Source organism: Sphingosinicella soli, assembly GCF_014199685.1.
Taxonomy (GTDB): domain Bacteria; phylum Pseudomonadota; class Alphaproteobacteria; order Sphingomonadales; family Sphingomonadaceae; genus Sphingosinicella; species Sphingosinicella soli.
Genome location: NZ_JACHNZ010000061.1, coordinates 1 through 13,690 on the forward strand (window position 1 = coordinate 1; position 13,690 = coordinate 13,690).

Genomic DNA, 13,690 nt, shown 5'->3' on the forward strand with positions numbered 1-13,690 from the left:
GCTCCGCTTCGCAGGCCATTGCTCAACCCGCGCTCATGCGCAACAAAGCTGCCGGACTCTAATCCGTGCTGGTGGAAACCAGGGGGTCACGTCACCGGCAGGTTAAGATCGCTGTCGGTGGTCGCGATAAAACGCATGCGGCGGGGCGGCTGAAGGTGATGGTCACGCATCAGGCGCTTGATCCGCTTATAATTGGCGATCACGCCCTGGTGGCGGAGCGCAGCCTGCAAACGGCGCCAACCTTAAGCTTCGAACGCGGCGCAAATCGTTGTGATAGCCGCCAGCAGTTCGGCATCGCCGAGCCGCTGGGCCAGGTCGTGGTAGAATGTGGACCTTGCGATGCCCATCAGCCGACATCCTCGGGCGATCGACATCCCGCCGGGCCTGTGATCACGGATGTACTCGCGCTTATCGGCCGCGACGCGTCGCGCAGAGCCCCTTTAAAAACTCCAGCTCCAGCGCCTGTTTGCCGATAAGGCGTTAGAGGGCGGCAATCCGCGCTTCATATGCCTGGATCAAATTGCCGCCCGTGCATCTTCATCAAGGGCGCCGACTTCGTACTTCTCCACCCAGGTTCGGATCAGCTGCCGGGAAATATCGTGGCGCCTGGCGAGACTGTGAAGTGTCTCACCGTTCAGAAAATCCTGTGCGACCTGACACTTAAACTCAACGGCTTACCGGTCAATCCAACTCTGCTCCCCTGTCCGACCCCAGGGGCCCACTCCAAAGACAGGCGCAACAGGCAGCGGAAAATCCTTCAGGATTGACATTGAATGCCTCCACATAGTTATGCTGCAGTGCAACAGGAGGTCAGGCTGAAGATCGCTATCGTCGACGAAAACGCCGCGCGGGCCGCTGTCATCGAACAGGGACTGCGCGAGACTGGTCTTGCCGATGTCGCGATTCTTGCGAAGCGGGCGGGTCTCGTGGCGCGTCTGGAAGCGCTTGCGCCGGACGTGGTGCTGATGAGCCTCGGCAATCCAGGCAGGGACCAGCTTGAGGAGAGCTTTTCCTTCTCGCGCGCGCTTGCCAGCCCGATCGCTATGTTCGTCGGCGCCATCCTCCGCGTCGAGCCCGCCCGGCAGCTTCTGCCGTGCAAGGTATCGCCGCAGCGCCGGTTCGTTCGGCAAAACATGCCGAGCAATCCAGAGATTTCGAAGGGCGCCAAAGCGTCCTGAAAACAAGCGCTCTTTGAAGTTTCCCGCCAGATCGCAGGTTTTTGCGATCGTCACACGATGATTAATCAATTCTCATTTTCATCTTCTCGGGTGCGCCAGCCATTTCAATGCCCTAGAGAAACTCTTGGTCTCTCCGAATCGCGCGAAACGGGTCCAAAACACCGTGACTTGCGGATGATGTGTTTGAGGCCGTGACCAAGAGACGCTTTGGCCGCACCACCGACCGTATCTCGTGCCTTTCTCATGCAAAAATGTGGCCGAGAGCAGCGTTGGGCGGGCCGTGGGGTCGCACCAGACTGTCTGGAAGATCCTACAACTTATCCCTACCGCCTGTCGTCGAGGCGCACTTGCGATCGGCGAGGGTCGTTTTACCCTCACATCTTCATCACGACAGTCCACTGGCCGACCAGTGCCGGCTTCGGCTCGTCTTCTATCTGGACGGAGACATTTATCGAGGATCTGAACGACCTCGAAGAAGCCTCCGCCATTTCCTCAATTGTGAAGTTTCCCCGGATCCGTTTTCCGGTCCTGACGGGAGTGATGAACCGCAACCGATCCATCCCGTAATTCAAAGTCAACTTCGTACCATCGATCACCGGAAGGACTTCATATGCGAGCGTCGATAAGAGCGAGAGCGTTAGATATCCATGTGCGATGGTTCCGCCAAACCCGCTTTTGGAAGAGCTTTCCGGATCGGTGTGGATGAACTGGTGATCCAGCGTCGCATCAGCGAAGCTGTTGATCATCGACTGCGTTATTTCTACCCAGCGCGACTGGAATGTCCGGGACGATATTATGGCCTTATATTCAACTAAGGAGAGGATATTCACAAACATTTGCGAGTCCTAACTAGCGGCTTTACGTCGTCGAGACCATTTCCCCAGCCGATCTTGACGCCATGGCCGCCAGGTCCCGATAGGAGCCAAGACGGATATCGCGAATGAGATCGCAATGCCGGGGCGACCATCCGAGTTCTGCCCGCGACCGGCGTGCCTGCGAGCGGCTGCAGACGTTGAACATGATCCGCGCGGGATAGTCCCCCCATATTTCCCCCGCTTCGGCCAGGGAAATACTGCGAGTGGAGCAGCCCGCAACGCCGGCAACCGCGTCCGCGATCGTCCTGAAATTCTCTTCGCCTGCGACAGCGTGGTAGACGGCTCCTGAAATCCCCTTGGCGATTGCCAGGCAGTAGAGATTGGCGAGATCCTCGATATGGACATGCGAATAGAGATTGAGCCCGGCGCCGATGTAACAGGCGCTGCCGGTGCGCCCGATAGAATCGACGACATAGGGCACATGCCTGCTGCCACCGTTCCCCCATACGAGAGGAGGGCGGATGATGATGGTGCGGAGCCGATCCGCTGCGGCGCGGATGAGGCGCTCGGTCGCGCAACGGGTGACGACCATCGGCTGCGGTTCGAATTCGGACTGCTCGGCGAACGTATCCTCGCTCCAATCGCCACCCGTCGTCTGTGAAAGCACGGCAGTGCCGGAGGTGAACACGAACGCCTTGTCGCGGCCAGCGAAGCTGCGCAATATCTTTTCCACGACGACAGCCTCATGCTCGTGCGCAAGCTGCGCGGCAAATACCAAGCCGTCGAAATCACCCGCCATTTCATCCAGGGAATCGACATCCCCCATAATCGTCTTGAGACCGTCCCCCTGCAGCTTCCTGCTCTTGTCGGGATCCCGGACCAAGCCGGTCACCTCGTGCCCATCGGTCATGAGTGCCCTGGCAACATGAGAACCGACATATCCTGTCGCGCCTACTACTAGGATATTCATCGGCAACTTCTCCTTGGCATCGGCGGTAAGCGCTCGGGAACCGCCGAGCGCTGCGCATGCGCGCAACAAATCGCCCTTTCTAGGTCAGCGTCGCCAGTGCCTCGACCTTGAACGAGCTCAGCTCGTCGAAGCGACCCTGCCGGATCTTCTGCGCCCAGCGCGGATCCACCAGAAGAGCCCTTCCAACGGCGACAAGATCGAAATCGCCTCGCTCGATCATCTCGATCAACCTGTCCAGCCCGGCCGGCTCGCCTCCGATTCCCCTTAGTGACGTCATCAGGTCGGTCGAGAGTCCGACCGAACCGACGGTCATCGTCGGCAGACCGCCGACCTTCTTGACCCATCCGGCCAGGTTCGTGTCCGAGCCGGCAAATTCGGGTTCCCAAAAGCGCCGTTGGGAGCAGTCGAAAATATCGACTCCGGCATCGATCAAAGGACGCAGCAGTGTTTCCATTTCCGCAGGATTGCTGACCAGCTTCGCGCCATAATCCTGAAGCTTCCATTGGGAGAGGCGGAAGATGATCGGAAAATCCTTATGCGTTCGCCGCCGGCATTCCGCGATGATCTGGGCGGGAAAACGGGCTCGATCGCCGATTCCCCCTCCATAGGGAGCGTCGCGCATGTTGGTCATCGCCCAAAGGAATTGGTCCAGCAAATATCCGTGCGCGCCATGGAAAGCAATCCCGTCAAAGCCCAACTTCATCGCGGTTTCGGCGCCCGAACCAAAAGCGTCGACGACATCTTCGATATCTTTATCGGTCATTGCGGAGGCACGTAGCGTCGGTGCCTCTCCGATCGCACCCACCATACCCGAGGGTCCGACCTGCCGAGACGCTGCCGAGCCATCGGCCTGCGCAGCGGTTTGGAACAAGCCCACGTGCCACAATTGCGGGACGATTCGCCCGCCCGCAGCATGAACCTCGTCGACCACCTTGGACCAGCCTGCCATCGCATCTTCACCGAAAAAGCGGGGAACATTGTCGTCATTGGATGCGCCCGGATGGGAGACCCAGGTTCCTTCAGTGACAATCAAGCCGACGTCCGCCTCTGCCCGCCGGCGGTAATAGGCTGCGACATCTGCGGTCGGGACCCCGCCCGGAGACATTGACCGCGTCATCGGCGACATGACGATCCGGCTTTTCAGCAAAAGCTTCCCGATTGTAATCGGATCGAACAGCGCTTTACTGTCGAGATGCACTTGGCTGTCCATGCAGTTGATTTCCTTAGCTAGGGCCTCGCCGCGTCGGCCGAAAGCGTCTCGCCTTCTTCGACGACGGACTTGGCGCATTCGATGAACCGGTTCATCACTTCCGTGGTGGCGCCTGCCCGAAACACCAAGTGAAGCTCAACGCCCACATCGAAGCCGCGGACCGGGATGAGAGCGATCGGAGGATCCGTTTCCTTGAGGGATGACGGCAGGAATGCCAGGCCGGCGCCGATCGATATGAGGCTGAGCATAGACGCCTCGCTGTTAAAGCCGTCATGGACTATTTTTGGGACGAACCCAGCGCGTGCGCATGCCGTCATGAGCGAATTGGTTTGCGCGAGATTGCGCGATCGGTCGACCCAGATGAAGGGTTCGTCCTTTAAATCTTCGGTATCGATAGAATCGGCCCCGGCGAGAGGATGGTCGCGGGAAAGGGCGAGAAGGTAACTGTCCTTCCGCATTCGATGGCCTTGCAGCTGCGGCGGCAATTCATTCCAGACATAGACGAATCCAGCGTCCAGCTGATCGCGGAGCAACGCGTCTATCTGCTCTTGCGACGACATCGTGCGAAACGAAAATTGGACATCCTCATATTGCTTCATAAACGTCGATAAAATATCTTTGAAAACGTCGTAGCGATGCGCGACTTCATGAAAGCCAAGCCTGATCGATCCCATGAAACCACGGCTCACGAGAAGCGCTTCGCGGCTGGCTTGCAGGGACATGCTGAGCAGGTTTCGGCCGTCACGCAGATAACGGCGGCCGGCATCGGTCAGGCGCAGGCCGCGCGGAAGGCGCTCGAACAATATGACATCGAGACTCTCTTCGAGAATCTTGATCTGTCGACTCAATGCCGGTTGCGCGATTCCCAGCCGCTCAGCGGCGCGATGCAGGTTAAGCTCTTCGGCAACCACCACGAAGTGCCGCACCGTCCTGAGATTCACCAACCCGTTCGACATCTAATAAAGTATCCCAAGCATCAACCTCGTGGCGCCCGTTTTGAATCGAGCCTTACCGATACCCCGATCCGGCAGCGTAAATCAGCTGTCAATATATCTGCGAAGGACGTGGTGAAAGTTGGCGATCATCGCTTCCTGAATGGGATTGAAATTGGGGCCGGTAAACCCTCTCGTCTTGATACCCCTGTGGACCTCCGGAATATTGATGAAGTCCGGGATCAGGAAGGGCGGCAGGTCCAGGAAGTCTTGCCAGTTCGGGAAATGCTTCTTTTCGACCTTTGGTTCGGAGCCTGGCGTGAAACGCTCCAAGGCGTACATTTCGAACACGCATTTATCCGGATTGTTGTCCCGCATCGGACGGCTTCGATACCAAAGCCCGCCCGTCGGTGACAGGACATTCACCGTATTGGGGAAGATCATCCAGTCGAAGCCCGCCTCATAGGCTTGCTCCTCGGTCATCTCGGGAAAACCTGCCCCGGCTGCGATTGCCGCCTCGCGCATGTAGCCGACGGCTGCGCCCAGAGCTTCCTGGTAGCCGGTTCCCTCTGGCAGCTCGGTTAGAATCCGCGCCGCGGCCTGAACGTCTCTGTCGCTGAATATGCTGTCGATGTCGCGCGCTTGCTGGCGAATGCTTTCGAAAGCCGCGTCGCGCCCATCCCGATCGGACTTGCCGCCGAAATGATATCCGATAACCTGGTCCGGCCCTTTGCGGAAGCGCAACTGACCGTGGCCCTGATCGCCGACTGCCCGGCTATAGGACCGGCTGTCGATGACAGGCTCGAGCTTTGGATGGGTGTAGGCGACATGGTAGGATTCCATAAATGCCTCCTGGCAATCTTTCCAATTGGCCTCGACCTCAACCGATATATACCAGCGATAGCGCTGCTTTTCGAACTCCATCGGGTCGAGATATTGCTTCACCGGCGCGATATATTCGTCGAAGGAAACAGAATCCGGGTCCATGTTGATGAACACGAATCCACCCCATCGACCGACCTTGAATTCAAGCAGACTCAATTCGGCGGGGTCGAGATTGCCAAAATCCTCCCGGTCGGTGATGTCGTAATTCTCGCCGTTCAGTTTCCATTTCCAGCCGTGGAACCTGCAGACGAACGTCTTTGCGTGGCCGCAATCGGTCGTGAGACGGCGACCCCGGTGACGACACGCATTGTTATACGCCTTAATCTCGTGCTCCGAGGTCCGGACCACGATGACGGAATCATCCAAAATATCGTAGGTCACGTAGGAGCCTACGTCCGGCAGCTCTTCTTCCCGACAGGCGACCTGCCAGACCCGCGGCCATAGTCGCTGCTTCTCGAGCTCGGCAACTTCGGGCGAGTAATAGACTTCTTTCTCGATGCCGGACTGCATCGCCCCGGTCTGCGACACACGTTCATGCAGGTTCATGACAATCTCCTCACTGGGGGCCGAAGCGTCGCCGCGCACCGGCTCTGCGGCAGATGCGCGCTCGCGACGATGGAAAGTATCCCACCCATCGTTTCTGGACAGGGCCGGATTCCCGCCCCACGTCGGCGGGTCCGTGAACTTGGGAGGCGCGACTGCGGCGCGGACAATAAGCTGTCGATCCTCACGCCGTAAAGCCTCCGTCGATCACGATGCTGTGACCGTTCACATAGCTCGATCGGTCGGAGAGCAGCCAGACGACCGCCTCCGCAACCTCATTGGCATCGCCGAGCCTGCCCATCGGATTGGCCGCGGCCACTGCCGCTTTCAAGGCCTGATCCTTCTCCATAAGGGGGGTCAGGATCCCCCCGGGGCAAACGGCATTCACACGAATATTGTTCTTGGCAAATTCGAGCGCGGCTGTGCGGGTAAGCCCGATCGCAGCATGCTTGCACGCGACATAAGCGGGTCGGCCGGGAGCGCCCGCAAACGACACGATCGACCCGATATTCACGATCGAACCCCCGGCCTGCGGCACCATCTGCGCTATCTCCCGCTTGAGGCAGGTGAAGATGCTCTTGCCGTTCACCTCGGCCATACGATCGTAGGTGCTTTCTTCCCACTGCATTGCGGGATCGGCTTCCATATCGATACCCGCATTGTTCACCGCGCCGTCCAGCCGACCGAAAAGAGCAACGGCGCGATTCACGAGCGCGTCGACATCGGCCGTCTTGGCCACGTCGGTGCGAACGAACCCAGCCTCGCCGCCAGCCTCTGCCGCGAGCCGAGCAGTCTCTTCGCCACCGGCGACATCGATATCACCCAGGACAACTTTCGCGCCCTCGTTGACGAGCAACAAGACCGTAGCGCGACCAATCCCGCTGCCGCCGCCTGTCACGATCACCGATTTACCAGCGACAAGCCCGGCGGGATTCATAACCATGATTAAAGACCTCCTAGATGACCAACGCTGCCTGGCTGCGTAACATTCGCTTCAGTCGGATTAATATTTGTAGCCCAGAGAAATCCCAACCTCCCGCGGAGGTGTCGGGGTGCCGAAGAAACCGCCCGAGGTGGAGAAACCGCCAACCAGGTAATCCTTGTTGGTCAAGTTTCGGCCATATATCCCGATACGCAATCCGCTATCGAACCTGAATCCCGCCTGAGCAGCAAGAGTCGCATAGGGGTCTTGCACGATCGCGCGCGTGATCTCGATCGCTGTCCTGCTGGTATATGTTACGGTAGCGCTTGCATCGAACTCGCCCGAGTTCGTTGCCTTTCGGTAGCTCATGGTGGCCGCGGTCGTTATCTCCGGCGAACGTATTAGGCGCGTGCCCGTAGCGTCGAACGTCGCCCCCGGAATGTTGCCAATTCCCGGAATATACCCGACCCCTGGCACGAGTATGGTGGACGTACCGGACGCATTAGGGAAGTTCTGATATTCGGCCTTCGGCAGCCAGGAGAACGTTCCCGTGAGGGTCAACTCAGGCGTCAAACGGATGTTGGCATCCAAGTCGATGCCGTAAATTTTCACCGGACCTGTGTTGGTCGTGAAGTTCGTAGTTCCGAAGAAGCTTTGCTCCTGCTTGTTCTTATAATCGTAATAGAAGGCAGAAAGGTTGAAGACGAAATTGCGTGTCGCGTATTTTATGCCTGCCTCGTAGGCCGTGATCTTTTCCGGTCGAACCGGCTCGAACTGCACGGGCGCCGCAAAGTTTACTGCGCCACTGATACCGCTTTTGAAGCCCTGAGAATAGGTCGCGTAAATATTCACGTCGGGAGTAAGCTTGTAGAGCACAGAAAGCCGCGGGATGAAGCTGTTGAAAGTGTTCTTTCCTTCGATGGCAATCAGGCGATTGCCGTTTTCGATGATATCCCGGGAACATCTGACACCAGCAGTAAGAGAAAGCGCGTCACTCGCTTCGATCGTCCCTTCCCCGTAGGCGGCGTAAGATGACGTTCTGAATGTGTCGTCTTGAACTCGAAACCCACCCGGGATGAATTGCTCCAGGATGCTCCCAATCGCTCCCCCGTTGGCCTTATAATAGAACAGACCGGTTACGAACCGGAATATTCCGAGATCCCGTGAGGCGAAGTTGACCTCCTGCGAGAATTCCTCGGTCGAAAAGAGCAGGCCATAGTCAATGCATATGAATTGCAATCTACACAGATCAGGTACGGCAGCAGCGTAGAACGGTCCGAGGGAGCTGATCTCGAGGTTGTTGTATCCGGTCAGGGAGGACAGTGTTCCGGCACCGACATCAAGCTCGATTTTGGCGGAGCCGCCATAGATCTCCGTATCACCTTTGGTGAAGGCGTCTCCGGGGGCGGTCTGCCAAGGCTTCGAGGCGATGGCAGAGCCAGGAAAAAGGAGGCCTACACTGAGCCCATTTACCGCAAACTCGGTAAACATCTCATGGCTACGATTGTTTATGAAATAGCCGGAGAGCGTCATTTTGAGCGATGAGGTAGGGGTGAAGAGTACCTTGCCCCGCGCGCTAAGCTGAGACACTCCACCGTCACCCTCCCCCGACAACACATTGGTGTAGTAACCGGGTGTGTAATTATAGCCTCCGGAGAAGCTGACGGCGAGCAAGTCGTCGACGAGCGGGGTGGTCACGAACGCCCTCATATTGAGATGCTCGGCGGTGTGACTTTCGCCGCTCCCGGTATAGAATCCCCCTTCCAGCGTGAAATCCATTTGGGGCGTGAAGCTGGGCTGGCGCGTGAAGATCTGGATCGCTCCACCTGTCGCGTTCCGCCCGAAAAGCGTTCCTTGCGGCCCTTTCAGCACCTCGATCCGTTCGATGTCGCCGAAATCATTGGCCAGGACGGGCTGTGCTCCGAAATAGATCCCATCGATATAAAGCGCGTTCGGATTCTCGGCGCCTGGTCGACTATTCGTCGTAGACACGCCGCGGATCGACGGTTGCGGGGACGTTCCGAAGGCGGAGAAGTTGAAGCCCGAGACGACGTTCTGGAGGTTCCGCGCCGCAGTGACGCCAGCGTTACGAAGCTCCACGGTCGAAATCGTCGTGACCGTGATGGGCACGTCCTGAAGTCGCTCAGACCGCCGCTGTGCGGTCACCACGATTTCCCCGAGATCTTGGCTGACCGCCTCCTCGTTCGGCTCCTCGCCAGTGCTGGTGGACGGCTGCTCGGGCTCGGTCGCTGGAACCTGCGCTTGCGCCTCGGCAGCCACCGACAGAACGAATAGGCTGGCGCCGGCTAAGAATGCGTTGCGGATCATCTTTCTCTCTCCCCTTAAAGACGCCGGGATTGTCCCCCGATCACTGATTCATGGAACGTTGGTCGGCTTGAAATCTAGCTCATTGGAGCACGTGCGAAATTGCGCTCATGGGCACGACCGAACCGACAAAACGGGCGAGGTCGGCCGCGTGGACCGGTATGCTGTCCGGTGAATCGAAGAATTCGTCCCGCACTGCGTCGTCGCTCGGAAAATGCAGCGAAGCGATGCCGAAAATTGGAGACGCCCCATTGAGCGGCCTGACGACGATGTCGCGCACGTAGCGCGTCATTCCTGCATGGACGCGAAGCGCGAGCGGGACATGGAGATCCCAGTAACCGATGCTCTGGTCCGTGGGTGCATCACCGACCGGATAAAGGGGCGAGAGAAGCTTGATGCCTTCCATCACTCCGGGTCTACGCTCGAGCACCGCTTTTTCGACGCGCTCGTCAACCTCGAACGCCTGCTGAGTTCCCATTGTCGGCATTATCTCGGCGAGGGGTAAAAGAAGGTCATCCGGAAACCAGAATTCGGAATAGATATCGGCGATCGGCGGCGCCCCTGCGCCTTCATAGAGAGCTTCGGCGCGGCGTATCACGTTTACGGCCAGCCCATCGAGCGGAAGAGATTTCAAAAGGGACGGCGCAAAGCTCTGAAGATACCATTGCTTGTAATCTGCGGAGTCCGTTCCTTCAGGCGCTTGCGCGAATGCGGTGATTTTCATCCAAGCCCCCCTTCTCCGCCGACCCGTTCGCAGCCTCTGCGACGATGCGATCAAGCAATGCGTTGATTGCGAATACGGCTTCGGGCTCATCGAGAGTCGGCGCGTGGCCGACGCCGGGAATCGTAGCAGTCAAGATCGCTCGAGGTGCTCTATGTACCATCATGGCTTGGATTCCGGGCGTCAACAAAGTGGAAAGAGAACCTCGAATGCTCAACACCGGAACCGCGCACAAAGCCTCGAAGCCTTGCCACATTTCCTCCGGAGTTGGAGGCGCGGCATTCGCGTATGTTGAAAGGATCTTCGGATCGTAATCGAGAGAAAGGCTGCCATCCGCCTCCTCGCGACAGACGCGACTTACCAAGCGCGTCCAGTCGTTCGCGTCAAAATGAGGATGCGCTTCGGCGTGAAGCGCCGATAGCGCTTCGATCGCTTGGAACAGTCCCGGCCAATGGCGGGGCTGATTGCCAAGCCGGCTGCCGATACCGGCTTGCGCCACTACAGGAAGTTCCGGGCCAAGGTCGTTGAGTATGGCCCCTACGAAAATGCGCGGCTGCTGAGCCGCCATGAGCATTGCCAGTCGAGCACCGAGTGACGTTCCGACGACGACAACGGATCCGAGGTCCAAATCGGAAAGGAGACAGAGGAGATCGTCGACATATGTCTGTGGCACATAGCTGTCGGAATCGGCAGCGTGCTCCGAACGGCCGCGCCCCCTCAACGACGGTGCAATGACCCTCCACGCTGGGGAAAGCCGCTCGGCCAGATCCTCGAAATCTCGGCAATTCCGTGAAAGCCCCGGAAGGCAGAGAAGAGGCGGTCTGCGATCGGAGCCGGAATAATCACGATAATGTAGCCTCAGCCCGTCACGGGAAGTCCAGTATCGATCCTCCCAAGGCATTTCTGCTCCACCTTTGCCAATTTGAGCTCGCGCTCCGAATGCTGTCAGATCCACGTAATGAGACTGGACTAGCAGGAGCCCTTCATAGTCTATAGCGGACCGACTATCGAGTATCAGATTCGCTAATTCAAATGCTAAAAAAGACACGGGCCGATGCCGAACACGCATCACTCAGATCTCCGACCGGGCTCCGCGGAGCATCTCGCCAAGCCTCTTCCTTTCGAATAGAAGTGCTTTCCGAGCTGGGACGTTGAGGGTGCTGCTGGAAGTGCGGTCTATTGCCAGAAATTGTATTTGTCGTTCGTGCTACTAAGGTTAAAGCTAAATTGAGCCTTGAACCGAATGGAAACCACCTGTCGCTCGGGCAATATTGACTGGTCGAATACTAGATAAATGGGATAGGAGAATGGGAATGAGTAAGGCCGAGCGGTTGAAGGAAGCTAGTGGCACTATCCACGACAGCTATGATTGGGTCGTCGTGGGAAGTGGCGCCGGCGCCGTCATCGCAGGTCTCCTGGCCAAATCGACCGGCCGGACGGTGCTCATTCTGGAGAAGGAGAGCAAAGTCGGCGGCTCGACGGCACTTTCGGGCGGCGTCCTCTGGATACCGAACAATTCGGTCATGAAGGAAGCCGGAATGGCGGATTCCTACGAAGATGCTCGAACCTATCTTAACGCTTGTGCCGGGGAGCCCACACCCGGCTCAACCTTCGAGCGTCGCGAGGCCTATTTGCGCGGCGGACCCGAGGCGATCGATTTCCTCAGGGCCGAAGGAATGAAATTCGAAAGCCCCGAAGGGTATTCCGACTACCATGAAGGCGAGTATCCAGGGGCCGTCAGTGGAGGCCGAGCCATAGTCGCCCGTCTGTTCGATCTGAACGAGCTGGGTGAATATGCCGACACCATGCTTCGTTTTCCGGCTGGGGAAATACCTGCAGCAGTGCCTGAAGCCACTCTTCTCACGCTGAGCGGACGAGGCTGGGCCAGCAAGCGCGCCTATGTGAAGGTCGGACTGCGAATGCTGCGAAAGAAGCTTGGCAGCCAGCTCGTGGGGATGGGCGCGGCCCTCCAGGGCCGACTGTTCAAATTGGCGCTGGAGCATGGCCTGCAAATCGTCACTGACGCCCCTGTTACAGAGATGTTGGTGGAGAATGATCGTGTCGTCGGAGTGGTTTTACTGCACAAGGGCGAGCGGCGCACGGTTCGAAGCAAGCTTGGCGTGTTACTCGACGCCGGCGGATTCTCTCGAAATGAAAAATTGAGATCAAAATATCAGCGGGCGCCTGGTTCGACCGCGTGGACTTTCGCCAATCCTGGCGACACGGGCGAGATGCTGGAAGAAGGCATTCGATTGGGAGCTGATACCAATCATCTGGATCTGTCCGTTTGGGTCACCAGCTCGCTGCCCCCGGGCCAGCCGCCGGTTTGGACACTCGGCGACATGGCCAAACCGCATGCCATCCTCGTCGACGACAACGGTCAACGCTTCGTGAATGAGGCGACATCCTACGTTAAAGTCGGGGAAGCCATGTACGAGCGCAACAAAATGGTTAGCGCTGTCCCGAGCTGGATCATCATGGATAGACAGCATCACGAGCGCTACTTCATGGCGGGTACGCGCCCAGGCAAAATCAAGACTGAATGGCTCGAGCAGGGGTTTATTGTCGAAGCTCAGTCGATCGAAGAGCTGGAGACCAAATGCGGGATCTCACCAGGAGGTCTTGTAGCGACAGTCGATCGGTTCAACGATTTCTGTCGGACCGGACAGGATGAAGATTTCCACCGCGGTCGAAGTAAATGGGACAATTTCCTTGGGGATCGCAACGTCAAGCCCAACCCGAACTTGGGAGAGATTTCAAAACCGCCTTTTCGCGCCATGCGCGCTTACCCGGGCGATGTCGGTACATGGGGAGGCTTGGTGACCGATGAGTATGCGCGCGTTCTGCGCAAGGACGGAAGCATCATCGAGGGCCTCTATGCAGCTGGAAATATCACCGCACCTGTCATGGGACGTTCCTACCCTGGTGCGGGTGCGAGCATCGGTCCCGCTTTGGTCTTCAGCTATATTGCGACACGCCATGCCCTGGGCATGAATAGCTGATCCTAGCAGTTTATAGTGCGTTCATCCGGCGTGCTCGGGCCGCGGCCATCCGGGGATAAATCATTCATCAGCCGTACCTTTCCTAACATAAACCCCTCTTATTCACCGGGCCGCTGCGTGATGGCGTGATCCTGGGCGGAGGCGGCAGGCGGAGATGGCAAGGGCGAGTTGCGCCGTGGCGACTAAT

At 58.0% G+C, this 13,690-nt stretch carries 13 protein-coding genes; 3 read left to right on the forward strand and 10 right to left on the reverse strand.

Translation table 11 applies throughout. The features are described 5' to 3' along the window. The first annotated feature begins 65 nt into the window (after nucleotides 1-65). Nucleotides 66-476: a hypothetical protein gene (locus tag GGQ98_RS18555; protein WP_243451985.1), complete on the forward strand. Its 411-nt coding sequence runs from the start codon at nucleotides 66-68 to the stop codon at nucleotides 474-476. A 39-nt stretch (nucleotides 477-515) separates the two neighbouring features. On the opposite strand, the gene GGQ98_RS18560 is transcribed toward GGQ98_RS18555, so the two are convergent. Beyond that, complete coding sequence (locus GGQ98_RS18560) at nucleotides 516-638, reverse strand: transposase (protein WP_243451987.1); 123 nt, start codon at nucleotides 636-638, stop codon at nucleotides 516-518. Nucleotides 639-773: 135 nt separating this feature from the next. On the opposite strand from GGQ98_RS18560, the gene GGQ98_RS17300 reads away from it, so the two are divergent. Continuing rightward, nucleotides 774-1,178, forward strand: a complete 405-nt coding sequence (locus GGQ98_RS17300) for an ANTAR domain-containing protein (protein ID WP_184071784.1) — start codon at nucleotides 774-776, stop codon at nucleotides 1,176-1,178. Between the two features lie 374 nt (nucleotides 1,179-1,552). Here the strand turns inward: GGQ98_RS17300 and GGQ98_RS17305 are convergent, their stop codons facing one another. The 9 genes from GGQ98_RS17305 to GGQ98_RS17345 all read right to left on the reverse strand — a co-directional run bounded on the left by GGQ98_RS17305 (nucleotide 1,553) and on the right by GGQ98_RS17345 (nucleotide 11,570). Then, entirely contained in the window at nucleotides 1,553-2,014 is a 462-nt protein-coding gene (locus tag GGQ98_RS17305) for a MaoC family dehydratase (RefSeq protein ID WP_184071786.1), read from the reverse strand. Nucleotides 2,015-2,036: 22 nt separating this feature from the next. Further along, nucleotides 2,037-3,032 (reverse strand): NAD-dependent epimerase/dehydratase family protein, encoded by a 996-nt coding sequence (locus tag GGQ98_RS17310; protein WP_184071788.1) that lies wholly within the window; start codon nucleotides 3,030-3,032, stop codon nucleotides 2,037-2,039. A gap of 10 nt (nucleotides 3,033-3,042) precedes the next feature. Then, a complete protein-coding gene (locus tag GGQ98_RS17315; protein ID WP_184071790.1) occupies nucleotides 3,043-4,173 on the reverse strand; it encodes an NADH:flavin oxidoreductase in 1,131 nt (376 codons plus the stop codon). A gap of 17 nt (nucleotides 4,174-4,190) precedes the next feature. Further along, nucleotides 4,191-5,129: a LysR substrate-binding domain-containing protein gene (locus GGQ98_RS17320; protein ID WP_184071792.1), complete on the reverse strand. Its 939-nt coding sequence runs from the start codon at nucleotides 5,127-5,129 to the stop codon at nucleotides 4,191-4,193. Between the two features lie 81 nt (nucleotides 5,130-5,210). Further along, nucleotides 5,211-6,536: an aromatic ring-hydroxylating oxygenase subunit alpha gene (locus tag GGQ98_RS17325; RefSeq protein ID WP_184071794.1), complete on the reverse strand. Its 1,326-nt coding sequence runs from the start codon at nucleotides 6,534-6,536 to the stop codon at nucleotides 5,211-5,213. Nucleotides 6,537-6,717: 181 nt separating this feature from the next. Continuing rightward, nucleotides 6,718-7,476, reverse strand: coding sequence for a glucose 1-dehydrogenase (locus tag GGQ98_RS17330; protein ID WP_243451986.1), 759 nt, complete (start codon nucleotides 7,474-7,476; stop codon nucleotides 6,718-6,720). 60 nt (nucleotides 7,477-7,536) lie between these two features. Then, nucleotides 7,537-9,783, reverse strand: a complete 2,247-nt coding sequence (locus tag GGQ98_RS17335; protein ID WP_184071796.1) for a TonB-dependent receptor — start codon at nucleotides 9,781-9,783, stop codon at nucleotides 7,537-7,539. Nucleotides 9,784-9,862: 79 nt separating this feature from the next. Beyond that, nucleotides 9,863-10,504 (reverse strand): EthD domain-containing protein, encoded by a 642-nt coding sequence (locus tag GGQ98_RS17340; protein ID WP_184071798.1) that lies wholly within the window; start codon nucleotides 10,502-10,504, stop codon nucleotides 9,863-9,865. Then, complete coding sequence (locus GGQ98_RS17345) at nucleotides 10,473-11,570, reverse strand: alpha/beta fold hydrolase (protein ID WP_341534252.1); 1,098 nt, start codon at nucleotides 11,568-11,570, stop codon at nucleotides 10,473-10,475. The genes GGQ98_RS17340 and GGQ98_RS17345 overlap by 32 nt, the downstream gene beginning before the upstream one ends. Before the next feature lie 244 nt (nucleotides 11,571-11,814). Between GGQ98_RS17345 and GGQ98_RS17350 the strand changes: the two genes are divergently transcribed. After that, entirely contained in the window at nucleotides 11,815-13,503 is a 1,689-nt protein-coding gene (locus tag GGQ98_RS17350; protein WP_184071801.1) for an FAD-binding protein, read from the forward strand. The last annotated feature ends 187 nt before the right edge of the window (nucleotides 13,504-13,690 follow it).

Excerpts from the sequence above, each read along its gene's own strand:
- GGQ98_RS17300 (WP_184071784.1), top strand. The coding sequence starts at position 774 with ATGCCTCCACATAGTTATGCTGCAGTGCAACAGGAGGTCAGGCTGAAG.
- GGQ98_RS17350 (WP_184071801.1), top strand. The coding sequence starts at position 11,815 with ATGAGTAAGGCCGAGCGGTTGAAGGAAGCTAGTGGCACTATCCACGAC.
- GGQ98_RS17335 (WP_184071796.1), bottom strand. The coding sequence starts at position 9,783 with ATGATCCGCAACGCATTCTTAGCCGGCGCCAGCCTATTCGTTCTGTCG.
- GGQ98_RS17320 (WP_184071792.1), bottom strand. The coding sequence starts at position 5,129 with ATGTCGAACGGGTTGGTGAATCTCAGGACGGTGCGGCACTTCGTGGTG.
- GGQ98_RS17305 (WP_184071786.1), bottom strand. The coding sequence starts at position 2,014 with ATGTTTGTGAATATCCTCTCCTTAGTTGAATATAAGGCCATAATATCG.
- GGQ98_RS17325 (WP_184071794.1), bottom strand. The coding sequence starts at position 6,536 with ATGAACCTGCATGAACGTGTGTCGCAGACCGGGGCGATGCAGTCCGGC.
- GGQ98_RS17345 (WP_341534252.1), bottom strand. The coding sequence starts at position 11,570 with ATGCGTGTTCGGCATCGGCCCGTGTCTTTTTTAGCATTTGAATTAGCG.
- GGQ98_RS17315 (WP_184071790.1), bottom strand. The coding sequence starts at position 4,173 with ATGGACAGCCAAGTGCATCTCGACAGTAAAGCGCTGTTCGATCCGATT.
- GGQ98_RS17340 (WP_184071798.1), bottom strand. The coding sequence starts at position 10,504 with ATGAAAATCACCGCATTCGCGCAAGCGCCTGAAGGAACGGACTCCGCA.
- GGQ98_RS17330 (WP_243451986.1), bottom strand. The coding sequence starts at position 7,476 with ATGGTTATGAATCCCGCCGGGCTTGTCGCTGGTAAATCGGTGATCGTG.